The organism is Olsenella uli, from assembly GCF_901212675.1.
GTDB lineage: Bacteria > Actinomycetota > Coriobacteriia > Coriobacteriales > Atopobiaceae > Parolsenella > Parolsenella uli_B.
This window is the reverse complement of sequence record NZ_CAAKOQ010000009.1, coordinates 1-17,381: the sequence shown is the minus strand read 5'-3', so window position 1 is coordinate 17,381 and position 17,381 is coordinate 1. Positions and strand designations below refer to the sequence as shown.

Annotated in this window: 16 protein-coding genes; 1 reads left to right on the top strand and 15 read right to left on the bottom strand. The window is 68.7% G+C overall.

The genetic code is table 11. The features are described 5' to 3' along the window. Nucleotides 1-93 precede the first annotated feature (93 nt). The 6 genes from EFAMC1_RS00720 to EFAMC1_RS00700 all read right to left on the bottom strand — a co-directional run bounded on the left by EFAMC1_RS00720 (nucleotide 94) and on the right by EFAMC1_RS00700 (nucleotide 7,247). Nucleotides 94-1,554, bottom strand: a complete 1,461-nt coding sequence (locus tag EFAMC1_RS00720) for an RsmB/NOP family class I SAM-dependent RNA methyltransferase (RefSeq protein ID WP_154052431.1) — start codon at nucleotides 1,552-1,554, stop codon at nucleotides 94-96. Further along, nucleotides 1,555-2,469: a methionyl-tRNA formyltransferase gene (fmt, locus tag EFAMC1_RS00715; protein ID WP_154052430.1), complete on the bottom strand. Its 915-nt coding sequence runs from the start codon at nucleotides 2,467-2,469 to the stop codon at nucleotides 1,555-1,557. Between the two features lie 16 nt (nucleotides 2,470-2,485). Continuing rightward, nucleotides 2,486-3,037, bottom strand: a complete 552-nt coding sequence (gene def / locus EFAMC1_RS00710) for a peptide deformylase (protein WP_154052429.1) — start codon at nucleotides 3,035-3,037, stop codon at nucleotides 2,486-2,488. 299 nt (nucleotides 3,038-3,336) lie between these two features. After that, nucleotides 3,337-5,751, bottom strand: coding sequence for a primosomal protein N' (gene priA / locus EFAMC1_RS00705; RefSeq protein WP_154052428.1), 2,415 nt, complete (start codon nucleotides 5,749-5,751; stop codon nucleotides 3,337-3,339). 109 nt (nucleotides 5,752-5,860) lie between these two features. Continuing rightward, a complete protein-coding gene (locus EFAMC1_RS11335; RefSeq protein ID WP_315984862.1) occupies nucleotides 5,861-6,037 on the bottom strand; it encodes a hypothetical protein in 177 nt (58 codons plus the stop codon). Then, nucleotides 5,988-7,247 carry an OPT/YSL family transporter gene (locus EFAMC1_RS00700; protein WP_315984861.1) on the bottom strand — a complete coding sequence of 420 codons (1,260 nt, stop codon included), beginning with the start codon at nucleotides 7,245-7,247 and terminating at the stop codon, nucleotides 5,988-5,990. Before EFAMC1_RS00700 ends, EFAMC1_RS11335 begins: the two co-directional genes overlap by 50 nt. 153 nt (nucleotides 7,248-7,400) lie before the next feature. On the opposite strand from EFAMC1_RS00700, the gene EFAMC1_RS00695 reads away from it, so the two are divergent. After that, nucleotides 7,401-8,243: a type III pantothenate kinase gene (locus tag EFAMC1_RS00695; protein WP_154052427.1), complete on the top strand. Its 843-nt coding sequence runs from the start codon at nucleotides 7,401-7,403 to the stop codon at nucleotides 8,241-8,243. Between the two features lie 76 nt (nucleotides 8,244-8,319). On the opposite strand, the gene EFAMC1_RS00690 is transcribed toward EFAMC1_RS00695, so the two are convergent. The 9 genes from EFAMC1_RS00690 to EFAMC1_RS00650 form a co-directional block, all read right to left on the bottom strand. Beyond that, the gene (locus EFAMC1_RS00690) at nucleotides 8,320-9,099 is read right to left on the bottom strand and encodes a transposase (protein WP_154052426.1); all 780 of its coding nucleotides are present in this window, start codon (nucleotides 9,097-9,099) and stop codon (nucleotides 8,320-8,322) included. A 156-nt stretch (nucleotides 9,100-9,255) separates the two neighbouring features. Further along, the gene (locus EFAMC1_RS00685) at nucleotides 9,256-10,452 is read right to left on the bottom strand and encodes a MalY/PatB family protein (RefSeq protein ID WP_154052425.1); all 1,197 of its coding nucleotides are present in this window, start codon (nucleotides 10,450-10,452) and stop codon (nucleotides 9,256-9,258) included. A gap of 51 nt (nucleotides 10,453-10,503) precedes the next feature. After that, nucleotides 10,504-11,637 carry a trans-sulfuration enzyme family protein gene (locus EFAMC1_RS00680; RefSeq protein WP_154052424.1) on the bottom strand — a complete coding sequence of 378 codons (1,134 nt, stop codon included), beginning with the start codon at nucleotides 11,635-11,637 and terminating at the stop codon, nucleotides 10,504-10,506. 251 nt (nucleotides 11,638-11,888) lie between these two features. Beyond that, nucleotides 11,889-12,539, bottom strand: a complete 651-nt coding sequence (locus tag EFAMC1_RS00675; protein WP_154052423.1) for a tyrosine-protein phosphatase — start codon at nucleotides 12,537-12,539, stop codon at nucleotides 11,889-11,891. 24 nt (nucleotides 12,540-12,563) lie between these two features. Continuing rightward, nucleotides 12,564-13,601, bottom strand: coding sequence for a CpsD/CapB family tyrosine-protein kinase (locus EFAMC1_RS00670; RefSeq protein ID WP_154052422.1), 1,038 nt, complete (start codon nucleotides 13,599-13,601; stop codon nucleotides 12,564-12,566). Nucleotides 13,602-13,604: 3 nt separating this feature from the next. Beyond that, nucleotides 13,605-14,267 carry a YveK family protein gene (locus EFAMC1_RS00665; RefSeq protein WP_154052421.1) on the bottom strand — a complete coding sequence of 221 codons (663 nt, stop codon included), beginning with the start codon at nucleotides 14,265-14,267 and terminating at the stop codon, nucleotides 13,605-13,607. Nucleotides 14,268-14,563: 296 nt separating this feature from the next. Beyond that, nucleotides 14,564-15,448 carry a type I methionyl aminopeptidase gene (gene map / locus EFAMC1_RS00660; protein ID WP_154052420.1) on the bottom strand — a complete coding sequence of 295 codons (885 nt, stop codon included), beginning with the start codon at nucleotides 15,446-15,448 and terminating at the stop codon, nucleotides 14,564-14,566. Between the two features lie 27 nt (nucleotides 15,449-15,475). Then, entirely contained in the window at nucleotides 15,476-15,781 is a 306-nt protein-coding gene (locus tag EFAMC1_RS00655) for a hypothetical protein (protein ID WP_154052419.1), read from the bottom strand. 46 nt (nucleotides 15,782-15,827) lie between these two features. Beyond that, nucleotides 15,828-17,324 (bottom strand): lactate racemase domain-containing protein, encoded by a 1,497-nt coding sequence (locus EFAMC1_RS00650; protein ID WP_154052418.1) that lies wholly within the window; start codon nucleotides 17,322-17,324, stop codon nucleotides 15,828-15,830. Nucleotides 17,325-17,381: the final 57 nt, after the last annotated feature.

Here is a 17,381-nt window from a genome sequence, read left to right as displayed (position 1 = left end):
CGGGGGCGGAGCTGGAAGGGTCGGGGGCGGTAAGGCCAGGCTGAGGAGCGGGAAGCGTGAGCCGCCCGCGAGAGGAGCGCGGTCGCCAGCTGGCTAGCTTGTGCGGCAGAGGCGGGCGCAGAAGTGGCCGTCGTAGCTACCCGGCGCGGGAGACGACTGGAACGCGCCCGTCTCCGTGCGGTTCACGGCGACGATGGCGCGGCCGGCCTCGGGAAGGGAGCGCACGCCCGCGGCGTCGAGCACGTCGGCCCGCTCGAACCCGGCACCTGCGGGACTCTCGAGAAACGCGCGCACCACGCCCTCGTTCTCGACGGCAAGCACCGAGCATGTCGCGTAGACGAGCTCGCCTCCCGGCGCCACGCGCGACGCGGCGGCCGAGAGCATCCGGAGCTGCAGGGCCGGCAGCGACCCCTCCGCGGATGGCGCGAGCGCCTCGGGGTCGAGGAGCCAGGGAATCTCGGGATGGCGGCGCATCGTGCCCGTGCCCGAGCAGGGTGCGTCGACAAGCACCGTCTCGAACGGGCCTACAAGCCCGGCGGGTACGTCTCGCTCAGCCAGACGCGTCGCGTCGAACGAGACGCTGGTCACGACGCCAGCAAGCCCGGCGCGGCCCATGCGAGCAACGCACGACTCGACCTTGGACGTCACGACCTCGCAGCCGACGACCCACAGCTCGGGATGGGCGTCGTCCTCGGCCACGCCCTCCCCCATCGCCCGCGCAAGCAGCAGCGACTTGGTGCCCCGACCCTGCCCGACCTCGAGCACGCGACCGCGCGCGGGCGCAGCCACGCGACACACCACCTGGGCCGCGAGGTCCGAGGCCACGACGTCGGAGCGCTCGAGCAGGCCGCTCGCGGCGAGGCCGGCCGCCCCGCCAAGCTCCCACGAGCCGGGAAGCCCGTCGGGCGAGACGGCAAGCCCCAAGTCCTCGAGCCTGGCCGCCACCTCGGGCTCATTGGCGTCCATGCGCCCGCACGCGACGTAGACGGGACCCGCCTCGAGCGCGCAGAGGCACGCGAGCGCCGCGCGCTCGGCTCCCAGGTCAGCGACGAGACGCCTCGCGAGCCAGGCGGGATAGCCAGAGGCGCGGCAGAGGTCGTCAGTCGAGGCGACCGGGCCACCCTCGGCCATCGCGCCCACCGCCACCCGCGCCGCGTCGACCTCGCCCCGGCAGTCGGCAATGCGCCTGAGCACGGCATTTGCCATGCGCGCGGCGCGCGGCTGCACGCTTCGGACCAGCTCGACGCCCTGGCTCGCGGCCACCTGGCGCGGCGTCTCGAGGTAGAGCAGCTCGAAGGCCGAGAGCCTGAGGGCGTCACGAACGCGTGGCTCGAGCTGGCCAGGCTTGGCGGCAAAGCCGTCGATGCGCCAGTCGAGCTCGCCGACGGCGGCGTTCACGCCCAGCACGAGCCGGGTCGCGAGGGCCTTGCCGCGCGACCCGAGCGAGCGCATCTCCTGAGCGCCGCGTAGAAGGTCGCGGGCGCGTCCGGAGCGTCTGCGCTGAATGCCGAGCAGGTGGAGCGCCGTGGTGCGCGCGGGGCTCGCGACGGCCATCTAGCCACGCTCCCAGCGAATCTTGTCGCCGCGCAGGCCGGCGGCCCAGGAGCGGGCGTCCATCTCGCGCTTGCCGTCGGGCTTGACCTCGAGCAGCTCGAGCGCGCCGTCGGCACACCCCAGCAGCACGCGCCCACGCGCGACGCGCACGTCGCCGGCCGCCACGGACTCGCCCGCCGCGGCCGCGCGCAGCACGCGCAGTCCCCTGCCGCCCACCACGCAGCGAGCCGGCGCGGCATCGGTCGAGGCCTGCACCCTTCGAGCGTTCTCGAGCCAGCCGTCCGCGACGTCGAGGCGCATCTCGGCCTTCTCGACCTTGTGGGCATAGGTGACGAGCGACGCGTCCTGCTCGGTCCACGTGGCCCGGCCCGCCTCGATGTCGGCAAGCGAGCTCACGAGGGCCCGCGCACCAAGCTCGGCCACCTCGGCCATGAGCTGGGCGCAGGGCTTGTCGGCCACCTCCGTGGAGGCCTGCGCGCAGAAGGCACCCGCGTCGAGCTCGTGCACCACGCGCATGATCGAGACGCCCGCGCGCTCGTCGCCGGCGAGGACGGCCCGCTGAACGGGGGCGGCGCCGCGCCAGCGCGGCAGGAGCGACGCGTGCACGTTCACGCAGCCCAGGGGCGCCATGGCGAGCACCGAGTCGGGCAGGATGCAGCCGTAGGCCGCCACGCACACGATGTCGGCGCCCAACCCGGAGAGCTCGCCCAGGACCTCGGGCGTTATGCGGTTGGTCTCAATGACACGCAGGTCACGGGCCTGGGCCTCGGCCTTGACGGGGCTCGGCTCAAGGCGCTTGCCGCGCCCGCGCACCGCGTCCGGGCGTGTCACCACGCCAACGACGTCATACGCCTCGTCGAGCGCGACGAGCGACGGCACGGCAAACTCGGGCGTTCCCATGAAGATGACGCGCATGCGGGCCTCCTCGCTGCTAGTTGGTCGACGTCTCGCCGGGACGGGCACCGGCCTCGATGGCCTGCTCGCAAGCGCGCAGGGCCTGGAGGCGCTTTGTCGGCGAAAGGTGGTCGACCATGGTGACGCCGTTCAGGTGGTCGATCTCGTGCTGCAGGCACACGGCCAGGAGGTTGTTCTCGGCCTCGTACTGCAGCAGGTCCCCGTCGAGGTCCATCGCCTGCACGATGACGTGGCTTGGGCGCGTGACCTCGACCGATATGCCCGGGAACGACAGGCACCCCTCGTTGAAGGGGCGCGGGTCGCCGTCGGCGGCGATGACCTTGGGGTTGACGAGCACGTAGGGGTTCTTGGTCTTGGGGTTCTCGCCGTCGTAGTCGACGTCGATGACGACGAGGCGCACGAGCTCGCCCACCTGCGGGGCGGCAAGTCCGCACCCCTCGGCGGCGTACATGTCCTTGAGCATGCGCCTGGCCAGCGCGCGCACCTTGCCGTCGATCTTGTCGATGGGCTGGCACATCTCGGTGAGCCGGGGATCCGGCGTGAGGACGATATCGGAAACGGCGCTCATGGGGCTCCTTCTCTAGAGTTCAAGCAGCTCTCTATGATACCAAGGGCCCCGCCTCTCACATTTCCTTCCGGATGATTTGTCACATTTCCTTCCGGATGATTTGTCACATCCCGGCGCGGCGGCGGCGCATGGCCGGCAGCTGTCGAGGCCAACCGGGGGCGACGGGGACCGTACTGGCCGGCAGCCACCGGGTCAAACCGGGAGCAACGAGGGTCGTACCTGGCCGTCGGCCGACAGGTGCCGAGACCAGGGGCCACGAACTCGCACCCGGCAAGGCACCGCCGCGAGCAACCACACCCCTACATGAAGTCGTAGGCGTCCACGTCGATGGCCATGGTGGTGCGTCGGTCGGCGGGAAGCGAGCCGGCGGCCGCGGACAGCACCGGGCCAAGCGCCACCTCGGGCGGGGCCTTCACGATGAGGTGCCAGCGGTGGCGGTCCTTGACCCGACCCTTCACGCACTCCGAGGGGCCGAGCACCTCCCAGCCTTCGGGGAGCTCGGACAGCTCGGGCATCTCAGGCGCATCAGTCAATAACATGCAGGTATATGGCTCATCGCCGCGCACCGTCACACGCCCTCCGTGGGCAGCGCCATCCACGCCCGCCACCTCCCGGCGCACGGCCTCGGCCATCGCCCGCGCGCGACCCCGCACGCAGGTCTCGGACACGCCGCTCACCACCACGTTCGCCACCCGCGAGAACGGCGGGTAGTAGGCCTCGCGCCGCTGCGCCAGCTCGAAGCGTTCGAAGGCCGCGCGCTCGTGCGTGGCCACCGCCGCGATGGCCGGGTGCGTGGCCCAGTACGTCTGGATGACGACCTCGCCCGGCCGCTCTCCCCTGCCGGCACGGCCCGCCACCTGCTCGAGCAGGTGATACGTGCGCTCCGCCGCGCGAAAGTCCGGCAACTTGAGCGTGGTGTCGGCGTTCACGACGCCCACGAGCGTGACCTCGGGAAAGTCGAGCCCCTTGGCAATCATCTGCGTGCCCACGAGCACCGCGCACTCGCTCGCGTCGAAGCGCTCGAGCAGGCGCGTGTGGGCGCCCTTGGTGGCCGTGGTGTCCGCGTCCATCCGGATGACGTCGACGCCCTTGCCGGCAAGCAGCATCCCCAGCTCGTCCTCCACGCGCTGCGTGCCCACGCCGAACTGCGCGAGATAGCGGCTCCCGCAGCTGGGGCAGCGCGTCGACGGGTCCGGGTAGGCGCGCACCGGCCATGAGCGCCCGCAGCTGTGGCACACGAGGCTGTGCGTGCGCTCGTGGTACGTGAGCGCCGTGGAGCAGTGCGTGCACGTGGGCACGCAGCCGCACTCGCGGCACATGAGGAAGCTCGCGAACCCGCGGCGGTTGAGCAGAAGCACCGCCTTCTCGCGGCGCTCGACCATCCCGAGCAGGGCGTCTCTGAGCGCGCGCGAGAAGATCGAGCCGTTCTTGGCGGCGAACTCGCGGCGCATGTCCACCACGCGCACGTGCGGCAGGACGGCGCCGCCGGGTCGCTCGGGCATCTCGACGCGCATCCACGAGACCCCGCGCCAGCTGCCCCTGCGGCAGCGCTCGAGGCTCTCGAGCGACGGGGTTGCCGATCCCAGCACGAGTGCGGCGCCCCGCAGGCGCGCGAGCTCGGCCGCCGCCTCGCGAGCGTGATAGCGCGGGGCCTGGTCCTGCTTGTAGCTGCCCTCGTGCTCCTCGTCCACGATGACGAGACCCACGTTGGCGAGCGGGGCAAAGAGCGCCGAGCGCGCGCCCACCACCACGTGGGCACGGCCCTCGCGGACCATGTCCCACTGGTCGAAGCGCTCGCCAGTCGAGAGGCGCGAGTGCAGGATGGCCACGTCGTCTCCGAAGCGGCTACGAAAGCGCCCCACCGTCTGCGCCGTGAGCGAGATCTCGGGGACAAGCACGATGGCACCGCGCCCGCGCGAAAGCTCGCGCTCGATGGCGTCGAGGTAGACCTCAGTCTTGCCCGAGCCCGTGACGCCGTCGACGAGCACGACGTCGCCGACTCGCGCGTCTGCCGCCCGGGCGATGGCGGCGAGCGCAGCCTCCTGGCCGTCCGTAAGGCGAGCCGGCCGCGGCGCCCGCGCGCTCGAGAGCGTTGACGCCGCGTCTGCCGAGCCACGCACGCGCCGGCGGTGCTCCACGGCGGCCACACCACGCTTGAGCAGGGCCGACACCACGGAGCCCGCCCCCGGCACGAGCGCCGAGAGCTCCGCCACGCGCTGCGGGCCCGCGCTGAGCGCCTCGATGACGCGCTGCTGGCGCTTGGCGTTGGCACGGGGCCGAAACGCCCGGCCCTCGTCGGTGAGCGATACCCAGCGGTCGTCGACGGCCTTGGCGCGCTCGGCCACGAGCGTCCAGTCGCCGCCCTCCTCGCGCGTGACGCGCATGGTCTGGCCGGGTGGCAGCATGAGGCGCAGGCACACGGCGAGCGGCGCTGCGTACTCGCGGGCAATCCAGGACGCGAGGCGAGCGCCCACCTCGTCGAAGGAGGGGGCCGCGAGGACGGACCTCACCGGCTGCACGCGCGCCCGGTCCACGCCGGCCGCGGGCTCATCGGCAAGCCCCACCACGTAACCCACCACGTCGCGGTGGCCAAAGCTCACAAGGACGCAGCACCCCACGAGGCAGGTCTCGGCCAGCTCGGGGGACACTGCGTAGTCAAAGCACCCGTCGATGGCGCGGGCGGCTATGTCCGGAACGATGCGCGCGTATCTCATGGGACCTAGTGTAGTGGAGTGGAGGCGGCACCGGCGTGGGGTGGGCGCAACGGCGCCAGTATGGGCGAAGGCGCGGCGCCACCCTACGCACCCCCGAGGCACGGCACCGCTACCCCGCGAGGCCCGTTGCCACGCTCACGAGCGCAATGATGACGCCCACGATGGACTCGCCGCCGAGCAGGCCGCTCGCGCACACGATGCCGGTCTCCTGCTCGGCCTGCTCGTCCACGCCGGCCTTACGGGCAAAGTGGTCGAACACGAGCTTCAGGACGGAACCCACGAACATCGAGAGCGGCATGTAGAAGGGCAGCCACGAAGAAGAGCCTCACGGGAGGCGTCTGGGAGATGACGGCCACGATGAGCAGGACGATGAGGCCGAAGATCTCCATCGGGTCGATGCCGGTCTGGCCCACCGACTGCGCGCTCATGATGGTGGTCACGAACGACAACAGGATGATGACGACGGCCACGAGCGGGCTGAGACCGAGCCCCAGGCAGATGACGAACGCGGCCGCGGCCACCATGAGGGCGAGCACGCCGGCGTCGTAGCGGCCGGTGAGGTCGGCGAAGAGGCCTCCCCTCTCGCCGGACGCAGCGGCGGCGGAGTCCTTGCCTTCGGAAGCGGTGCCGGAGCCCTCGCCCGAGCCCGCGTGGACATCGTCCCTGCCCTGTGCCATGCGCACGAGCGCGGGCAGGATGTCCTTGAGCACCACGCCCAGGCCCGAGCCCATCATGAGGCCCATGCCAAGGCTCTTGACGATGCCGCCGGCCGTGGCCACGTCCCAGAGACCCGCAGCGGTGCCGCCCACGACCAGGCCGAAGTTGGCAAAGACGGCGCCCGCCATGGCAAACGCGAGCGCGCCGAATCCCACGAGGAATCCCACCGAGAGCATCATCGGCGAGTTGTAGATGCCAAACGTGACGCCCGGGATGGGCAGGGCCAGAAGCATCTGCGGCACCACGCCGAGAACGTCGCGCAGCACGCTGTAGACGCCGGCAATCCCCATCGAGAGGAAGAGCTTCTTGCCCGTGCCGCCGCGCGAGGTGGTGGCGGCGAGCGTCTCGGCCGCGGCCGTGCCGATGGGGTACTCGAGATCGCTCTCGGCCACGAAGCGCCTGCGGATGAGGGCCGTGCAGACGAGGCCCAGAAGCGTGCCGGCAAGCGCCACGAAGAGCATCTCGGCCATGCTCGTGTGGTCGGCGAGGCCCAGCATCCAGATGCCGGGGATGGTGAAGGCGAGGCCTCCGGCCACCATGGAGCCGGCGGACATGACGATCTGGGTGATGTTGGCCTCGTTCAGGCTCCTGTGGCCAAAGGCGCGCAACAGCACGAGGGCCGTGATGGAGGTGAAGATGGTCGGCCAGGGCAGGGAGCCCATCTTGAGGGCCGTGTAGACCGAGGAGGCCGTGATGACGACGCAGCCGACGACCCCGATGGCAATGCCGACGGGGCTCAGCTGCCCGCACGCCTGGGCGCGGTCGCTGGACGTGCTCATATGTACTCCTTCGTATATCCGCTTCCCCTCGTGGGAAGTCGGGTTACGGAACGGACGCGTCGAGTATAGTCGGTGTGACACCCCTTCCGGATGATTTGTCACATTATCTTCCGGATGATTTGTCACACTTTTCCGAGAAGGGCCAGGCAATCCATGGAAGCCACGACAACCGGGCAGGACAGCGCGCGCACGCAGAGGGTCGGCGCGCCGAGACAGGCGGGAGGCGCGCCGCAGCGCGTGCTCGCCGTCGACGTGGGCAACACGAGCACGCATCTCGGCATCTTCGAGGAGGACCGCCTGCTTGGGACCTTCGAGCACACCACGCCCGCGCGCATCACGCCCGACGAGGCGCGCCTGTGCGTCCGCGAGGCGCTCGGCATGCTCGCGCTCGACGTGCCCGGCGACGCGATCATCTCCTGCGTGGTGCCTGCGCTGGCAGACGCCTGGTGCCGGGCACTGGTCGCGGAGTGCCCCGGCCGCACGCTCGTGGTGGGCCCGGGCCTCAAGACCGGCGTGCGCATGCGCTACGACGACCCCGCCGAGGTGGGCTCGGACCGCGTGGCCGACGTCGTGGCCGCGCGCGAGACCTACGGCGCCCCCGTCGTCGCCGTCGACCTGGGAACCACGACGAACTTCGAGGTCGTCGACGCGGAGGGCGCGTTTGCCGGCGGCATCATCGCGCCGGGCGTGGCTCTTGGCGCGGCCTCGCTCGCCCGGGCCGCCGCGCGCCTGCCCACGGTGGAACTCCGCGCGCCCGCGCAGGCGATTGGCAAGAACACGCGGACGGCCATTCAGTCGGGCGTGGTGCTCGGCGAGGCGGCGCGTATCGATGGGCTCATCGACCTCGTCTTCGCGGAGCTCGGGCAAGAGGCGCCCGTCGTCGTGACCGGCAACTTCGCAGACACCATGTCGGCGCTGCTCAGGCACGACGTCACCGTCGACGGCACCCTCACCCTGCGCGGCCTCGACCGCCTCTGGCTCGCCAACCGCCGCTAGCTGTCACGCTTTCTTCCGTATGATTTGTCACATCCCGAAGACCGAGACGGGCGGCACGCGAGGTCAGACAGGGTGCCTACTCGTCTGCAAGCCGCCCGTCCGCGCGTGAGACGATGCCCCGGCCGATGCCGGTCAGGCGCTCGACCTGGCGTATCGAGAGCCCCCGGGCACGAAGCTCGACGATGATCGCGTCGCGCGCGGCCTTGTCATGCAGAGGCACCTCCCCGATGCCCACCTCGCCCAAGACGCCGCGGAGCACGGCTGCGGCCGCCTCCATGCTCATCGACGACGTTGGACGATGGCGCGCCGTCGCCGCAAACGAGCTCCCAGGCAGCTCGTGGAACCGACGAAACTCGGCCTCGCTCCCCAGAAGCCCAAGGACCGCCGTCTCGTCGAAGCGCCTTGGCGCACAGTGAGGGAGTCCCAGGTAGGCACCGTAGCTGCTCCAGGAATAGTGGCAGCTCTCGGAGGCGCCGGACTCGATTGGGTTCTGGTGGATGTAGCGAACGACCGTGAGCAGGCGCTCGTTGCCCTCGATGGGCTTGCTGGCATATCTCCCCTGGAAAAGGTGGCCGACATGGTCGTGGCGCCTGTTGAAGTAGAGCGCGTACGAGCGCCCGGCCAGTTGCATGACCTTTGCCACGCGCTCGAGCTGGCCACGCACGAGCAGGTGGATGTGGTTGTCCATCAGGCACCATGCCAGCACGTCAAGGTCGTGCCTGCTCAACGCGTCGTCGAGAAACGACAGGTAGCGTGACCTGTCCGCGTCGTCCTCGAACAGGAGCATCCTGCCCACGCCCCTCGCCATGACGTGATAGATCTGGGACTCGCACTGACGCCTTCGCCGGTACCCCATGCCGCCTCCCCCGTCGTGGTTGGTGGGATGGTTATACGCGAGGGCAGATGGCGGTCAAGTAAGGTTCCGGCAAGCGGGCTCACGGATCGGCGAGCGGTAGTGCTCAGCACCAGAGACAAGACAGCCGACAGGTCGGCATCCCAGAAGTGTGACAAATCATACGGAAGGAAATGTGACGGCGGCGGAGGAGAGCTGGGAGAGGGCCCGCTCGAGGACCGAACGTGGGCAGGCGACGTTCAGGCGGATGAAACCCTCGCCCTCGGGCCCGAAGATGTCACCGAAGTCCACCCAGAGACGAGCCCTGTCCTCGACCAGCTCGTGGAGCTGCGCGTTGTCGAGCCCAAGTGAGCGGCAGTCAACCCACACGAGGTAGGTGCTCTCGGGCATGACCACGCGCAGGGCCGGCGCATGCTCGCGCAGGTAGGCGTCGCAGAAGCGGATGTTCTCCCAGACGTAGGCCTTCATCTGCGCGTACCACGACTCGCCGTGCTCGTAGCAGGCCCTGCCGGCCACGAGCCCCATCGTGTTCATCTGGCTGTAGCCCGCAGACGCCACCGCATGCATGAGGCGACGGCGCAGACTCGCGTTGGGCACGAAGATGTTGGAGTCCTGCAGGCCGGCGAGGTTGAACGTCTTGCCCGGCGAGGTGCAGATGACGGCGCGCCTCGCATACTCGTCGCCAAGCGAGGCAAACGAGGTGTGCACGTGCCCCGGCCAGGCAAAGTCAGCGTGGATCTCGTCGGAGACCACCGTCACGCCATGCGCGAGGCACACGTCGCCGAGGGCGCGGAGCTCCCCTTCCGACCACACGCGACCCACGGGGTTGTGGGGGTTGCAGAGCAGGAAGAGCGTGGCGCCGGACTCCTCGACCACCCGCTCGAACGCTGCGACGTCAAAAGCGTAGCGGCCGCCCTCGTACGAGAGCGGCGCGCGGGCGACGACGCGCCCGTTGTCCTCGATGACCTCCTTGAACGGGTAGTAGACCGGCGGCTGGATGACGACGGCCTCCCCCGGCTCGGTGAAGGCACGCACGGCGGCCGCGAGCGCGAAGACGACGCCCGGGGTCAGGACGCAGGCGGCGGGGTCGGGCCGCCACCCCTGGTGCCGTTCGATCCAGTCGCACGTCGCGATGAAGTAGGCGTCGTCGGGCTCGGTGTAGCCAAAGATGCCGTGCCGGCTGCGCTCCTCGAGCGCCTCGATGGCCTCGGCGGGAACGCGGAAGTCCATGTCGGCGACCCACATGGGCAAAAGGTCGGCGGACTTGCCGCGGCGCTCGGCGCAGTCGTACTTGAGCGAGCCGGTGCCGTGACGGTCGATGACCTCGTCGAAGTCGTAGCGCGCATCCTCTGACATGGGACTCCTTCATGGGGTTCGAATAAGGCCGAGGTAGACGGGCTGCCAGACCTACGCCAGCGCCTGTGCCAGGTCAGCAATCACGTCATCGGCGGACTCGAGGCCCACGGAGAGCCTGAGCATCGTGCCGTCGATGCCCTTCTCGGCCAGCTCCTCGGGCGCCACGTCGGCGTGCGTCTGCGTGAGCGGGTAGGTGATGAGCGTCTCGGTGCCGCCGAGGCTCTCGGCGAACATGACGAGCCGCACGCGACGCAGCAGGTCGAGCGCGCGCTTCTCGGAGTCGACGCCAAAGGTGACCATGCCGCCAAAGCCGCGTCCCTGCTCGAGGCAGAGGTCGTGGCCGGGATGGTCGGGAAGGCCCGGGTAGAGCACGTAGCGCACCTGCGGCCGCTCCTCGAGCCACGTCGCGAGCGCCAGGGCGTTCTGCTGGTGGCGCTCCATGCGCACGGGCAGCGTCTTGATGCCGCGGCTCACGAGCCAGGCCGCGAACGGGTCAAGCCCCGAGCCGATCGTCTTGATGAGGTAGCGCAGCCGCTCGGAGACCTCGGGCACGGCCGAGACGAGCAGGCCCGCGATGACGTCGTTGTGGCCGGCGAGGTACTTGGTGGCGCTGTGGACCACCACGTCGGCGCCGAGCGAGATGGGGTTCATGAAGTAGGGCGTGAGGAAGGTGTTGTCCACCACGAGCAGGGCGCCCGCGCCGTGGGCCAGCTCGGCCAGGGCGCGGATGTCGGAGACCGCCATGAGCGGGTTGGTGGGACTCTCCACGAAGAGCGCCTTGGCGCCCGGCTCGAGAGCGGCCGCGACCGCGTCGAGGTCCGTCGTGTCGACGCGGTTGACCTCCACACCGTTTTTGGCGCTTACCGAGTCGAACAGGCGAATCGAGCCACCATAGAGGTCCCACGAGGCCACGAGCCTGTCGCCCGGCGAGAAGAGCTCCATGAGACAGGAGATGGCGGCCATGCCGGAGGAGAATGCGAGGCAGTCGTCGCCGCCCTCGAGCTCGCGCACCGTGTCCTCGAGCACCTCGCGCGTGGGGTTCTGCAGGCGAGAGTAGTCATAGCCCGTGCTCTGGCCCACGCCGGGGTGCGCAAACGACGAGGTGAGGTAGAGCGGCGGCACGATGGCGCCCTTCGCGTCCTTAACGCGACGGGGCGGATGGACACAAGAGGTCGAGAAGTCCATGCGAGGTTTCCTCCAAGGGATACGACCGCGCGGAGGGGCGGGCGCGGAGCACGAGGCGTTTTCTACGCAAGCTAGGATAGGACACCGAAAGCGGGTGGGCGCCCCCTGGGGCACCACCCGCGAAAAGGCATAACAGGTCAACGGAGCTGCGTGGCAATGTGTCACATCATCCGGAAGAAAAGAAGTCACGCGATAGGGGCGCGACGCGAAAATGTGACAAATCATCCGGAAGGAAATGTGACAGGGAGGGGTTACTTGAAGTGCTTGCCGCGGACGCGGTACTTCTCGCAGGCCTTCTCAAGGTACTTGTAGTGCTCCACGCGGTGCGCGTCGCTCGCGATGTAGCTGTAGAGGTTGTCCTCGAAGAGCTTGCGGGCGGGGCGCTTCTCCTTGCCCAGGCGGCCGCCGGCGATGAAGTCGGCCGAGGCCTGGAGTTTGCAGCCCATGTCCACGAAGCGCTCGGCCAGCGAGATGTCCTTCTGGATGGCGTGGTAGCGCTCGGGGTGGGCGATGATGACGGTGTAGCCCATGCCCTGGAGCTGGAAGATCATGCCCTCGTACTCGTCGAAGTCGCGCGGGGTGGCGCTCACCTGCAGCTCGAGCAGGAAGTTACTCGATCCCTGGCAGCCCAGGCGCTCGGCCCAGCCCATGCCCAGCTCGCGCAGCTTCGCCACATTGACCTCGAAGCCCATGTAGAGCGGGAAGTCTCCCACCTGGTCCTTGAGCAGGTAGTAGGCGTTCCACATCTTCTCGTAGTCGAAGTAGGGGCTCCGGCAGTGCGGAGTGCACACGATGGACGTGACGCCCACGGCCTTGGCGGCCTCCCACATGCGGAGGCTCTCGTCCAGGTCGCGGGCGCCGTCGTCCACGCCAGGCAGGATGTGACAGTGGATGTCTCGCATCTGGCGCTGTCCTCGTCGTCTCAGTTAGCGGACGTAGGGGTTCTTCTTGCTGGGCACGTAGCCGCCACGCTGCTGCTTTGCACCGTAGGCGGGCACGGGGGCCTCGACGCGGCCGGCGGGCGGCGCGTAGGGCGCGCGCACCTCGGCCTCGGCGGCGGTGTAGTCACCCACCGCGTGGTGGCGCTTGGCGGCCGACTCGCGGGCCGCGACGAGGAAGGCGCCGGTCTCGTCGGGCGAGGGGCCACGGCGCTTGGGCTTCTTCGCAGGGGCGGGCGCGGGCGCCGGGGCGGAGGCGCGCACGGCGGCCTCCGGCTTCCCGTCGTACTCGGGCTCGGAGACGAGCTCTGCGTTGACGTGCGTGTCGCGGGCGACCCGGTCGAGGCCCTGGATCTGCTCGACCTTCTTCTCCTTGTAGTAGTAGGAGTAGTAGTCGTTGGAGGTGTGCTCGCAGTAGTTCATGACGCAGCCCAGCACGTTGCCGCCGGCCTTCTTGAGCTGCTCGAGGGCATTCTGCGCAAGCTCGCGGCGCGTGAAATTCTCGCGCACCACGAAGAGCGTCCCGTCCGTCTGGCCCGCGAGCTCGGCCGCGTCGACGAAGGCGCCCACGGGCGGCGTGTCGAAGATGACGAAGTCGTAGGCCTTGGCGAGGTCGCTCACGAGCTTGTGGAAGCGCTTGGAGGCGATGATGTCGGGCAGGTTGGGCACACCCGGCTCCACGTCGAGGAAGTATAGGTTGGGCTGGCTCGTGGCCGCGACCGCGTCCTCGAGGCGCACGCGGCCGGACAGCACGGCGCACAGGCCGTGGGGCGCGTGCACGCCGATCATGTTGGCCACCGAGCGACGGCGCATGTCGCACTCGACGATGATGGTGCGGCGGCCGCTCGTGGCGGCGGCGATGGCGAGGTTGTTGGCCACCGTGGTCTTGCCCTCGTTGGGCTGGGTGGAGGTCATCGTGACCGTGCGGATGGGACGGTCGATGGCGGAGAAACGGATGTTGGCAAGCAGCGTCTTGGCGGCGTTCTGCATCGCCAAGGTGGCGTCCTTGTTCTTCTTGCCCGGCATGGCTTACCTCCCGGCCTTCATCGTGGGCATGCGGCCGACGACGGGGATGCCGAGGGTCTCCTCGGCGTCGTCGGCGTCACGGATCTTGGTGTTCAGCATGTCGATGAGGACGATGCCGGCAATGGCGACGAACAGGCCCGCCAGGAAGGCGACGGCCGTATAGAGCACGCGGTTGGGGCCGCTGGGGGCGGTAGGGGTCTTGGCGGCGTCGATGATGTTGAAGCCGTCGACGCCCATGGAGTCCTTGGCGATCTTGGAGATGCTGTTGGCCACGGCGTTGGCGACGTCAGCAGAGCCCTGGGCGTCCTTGCCCGTGACCGACAGCGTGATGACGCGCGAGTTGGTGGTGCTCGTGACGCTCACCTTGTAGCCCTTGAGGCTCTGCATGCCCAGGCTCTGCGCCGTGTCCTCGAGCACGAAGTCGCTGTTGGCGAGCGTGGCGATGTCGTTTGCGATCATCTGGCCAGCGTTGAGGTCGGAGACCGCGGAGTTCGCGTTGTTCGAGTTGCTCTGCTGGGAGAGCACGTAGAAGGTGGTGTCCGCCGTATAGGAGTTAGGCATGGCGGCGAAACTGAAGACACCCATTGCGATGGCGCACACAATGGGGAGGGCGATGACCACCCTCAGATGCTTTCGCATGAGATGGAGCAGGTCGAGCAGTGTCATACTTGGCGTACCCCCACCTGGGGATACATCGACAGCACCCCCACTAGGCTTTGTTACCGGGCTAGCATACCGCACCGGTATAAATCTTCAGGAGAAAAACAAGCATTTGCCCGCGCCACCACGCGTTGAGCGGAGTGCGGGACGCCCTCGGTCGCGCCAAGGGGGGGCCATGTTTGGAACCATGCAGCCCCCTCGGGGACGCCGGGCCGGCCAGCACGACACCCGCCCGGCCGGCGAGGCGCCGACGGCAGCCCGGGCACCATCGCCTGCCCGCAGCGCCGCCGGATTGCCCTTCCCTACCAGCTGAGCAGCTCGTAGCCGGTGTCGGTCACGACGAGCTGGACCTCCCACTGGGCCGAGTCCGAGCCATCCTTGGTGCGCACGGTCCAGCCGTTGGGGTCGCTCATGTCGATCTCGTACCCGCCGGCGTTGACCATCGGCTCAATCGTGAAGCACATGCCCGGCGCGAGCACCACGCCCGTGCCCGGCTCGCCCACGAAGCCCACGAACGGGTCCTCGTGGAACTCCCGGCCGATGCCGTGGCCGCCAAACTCGCGCACCACCGAGAAGCCGTTCTCCTCCACGTAGCTCTGGACGGCGTGCGCCATGTCGCCGAGGTAGCCCCAGGGCTTCACGGCAGCAAGGCCGCGCTGGATGGACTCCTTGGTGACCTCGACGAGCTTCCTGCGCTCGGGCGAGACGTCGCCGATCATGAACATGCGCGACGAGTCGGAGAAGTAGCCGTTACGAATCGTGGAGCAGTCGACGTTGACGATGTCGCCGTCCTTGAGCACCTCGTCGTCGGACGGGATGCCGTGGCAAACCACGTCGTTGATCGAGGTGCAGACGCTCTTGGGGAAGCCCTCGTAGTTGAGCGGCGCCGGGATGGCGTCGTGGGCCACCGTGTAGTCGTAGACCCACTTGTCAATCTGAGCCGTCGAGACCCCCGGGCCAATGCGCTCGCCCACGTAGTCGAGTACGCCCTTGTTCACCTCGGCGCTGTACTTGATGCCGTCGATGTCGGCCGGCGTCTTGAGGAGACTGCGCACGAGGACCTCGTGGCCGTCGTTGAAGAGCTCCTGAAGGCGCTCGTCCTCCTGCTCGTGGCACTTCTTGTACTTCTTGCCGCTGCCGCACCAGCATGGTTCGTTGCGGCCAGGCACAGGACCCTTGTCATACATGGCTAACTTCCTTTCGACAGCTAGTCATTATGTACCTTTCGGGCCGCGCGGGCGACGACGGCGGGCGTCTGGGCGAGGGCTGTGGGCGCGAGACGCGCCCTCCGCGCACGTAGCTCGTGGGTCGGTCGAGAAGAACCAGTGGTGCACGTTCAGGCGGTGCGCGAGCGCCCAGGCGTGGGCCTCGTCGAGCGAGGCGCCGGTGTCGCGGAGGTCGTCGAGGTGGTCGACGCCGCCCTCGCTCCAGTGGAAGCACGCGTTGGGGATCTCGCGCGCGTCGAAGAAGGACTTGGGGCGGTCGGCCGTGGAGCAGCAGGTGAGCGTGAAGGCGGACATGGTTCGGTTCCTCCGGGATGGGCGGGGCGGACGCACGACGGGACCGTCAGCAGCCGCAGGGATGCGCGGGGTGGTCGTCGCGGTAGTGGCTGTTCTCGGCGGGGTCCTTCATGCACAGGTGCGGCACGGCGCTCACGTAGGCGCCCGGCAGGGCCAGGATGTTGGGGCTGTCGCCCGCGTACTTGCGCTTGGCGTCCTCGATGGCCTCCTCGAAGGTGGCGCGCGTCTTGAGGCCCATCGTGCGGGCGATGCCGGGCTTCTGGGCACCCACGATGTAGGTTGCCGAGAGGTACTTCTCCGCAAGGTTACCGCACGTCATCATCGAGAAGCCGTGGAAGGGGTGGAAGGCGTGTGCGAAGCGGTACTTGCGGATGTATTCCTCGTTGGTGGCGAAGTACTCGCCGTACTTGATCATGTCGTCCAGGGTGTTCATCTTGTCGGACTGCCAGAGCTCCCACTGCTCGCGCAGGTACGGCCAGCGCTCGTCGTGGAACCAGCCATCGCAGTAGCTCGCGATCACGAAGACGCAGTGGTCGGAGAGGATGCGCTTGTGACGGATGACCTGGGCCGAGACGCCCTGCATCATCTGGATGGGGTTCGTGCCCATGCCGTCGCCGTAGTGGTACTTGGTGGGCATGCCCATGACCACGATGTCGTACTTCTTCTCGGCCCAGTGCACGTAGGTGCGCCTGTCGGCCGTCTTCCAGGCGATGGGCTGCATCTCGGCCGCGTAGCCGGAGTTGATCTCGATCTGGCGGCTCCAGGTGTCGAGCACCGCGTCGCAGCAGAAGAACCTCTTGCCCATCCGCTCTTCCATGTACATGCCCTGCTGGTTGAACTTGTCGCGCATGAGGCTCGTGGTGGAGACGGGCACGAAGTCGGGGCGGTTCATGACGCGCGGCACGTGGTGGGCGCCGATGGAGCGCCAGTGCGTGATGCCGGTGGCGCAGTGCTTGTAGCCGCCCGAGTAACCGCCGTAGGGGTTGCCCTGCGTGTGGCCGATGAGGATGGCGATGTCGGCGTCATAGACGTACTTGTTCATGATCACGTGGTCGCCGAAGGGCGTGAACCCGAGGTCGACGAGGTGGTCGTAGTCCTCCGAGTCGTGGCTCGTGATCTGGTTGGTGTTGTAGAACTCGTTGAAGAGGTCGGGGCCGAGGATCTCGAGCGCCTCCTCGGTGGTGGTACGCGGGTGCAGGCCGTTGGAGAACAGCAGCAGGACGTCGCCGTGCCGGACGCCGTTGGCGAAGAGCTCGTCGAGGCAGGCGCGGACGGCCACCTTGCGGTGCGCCGTGGGCTGCGTGCCGCCCTTGATGATGTCGGGGATCACGATGACGACCGACTTGCCGGGACCCGCGAGCTCGGCGAGCGGCTCCATGCCGATGGGGTGGCGGATGGAGTCGAGCGTGGCCTCGTAGAGGCTGTCCCAGTCCTGCGGCAGGCACGACGGGTCGGCCACGGTCTTGCCGGTAATGAAGACGTCGGTGTCGTCGGGCAGCTCAGCGCCGAGCTTGCCCGTGCCGTACTCGAACTCAAGATGCATCTGCTTCTCCTTATCAATTGGGTCATTTGGGGACGTGTTCGTTCTGCACACCCGCGG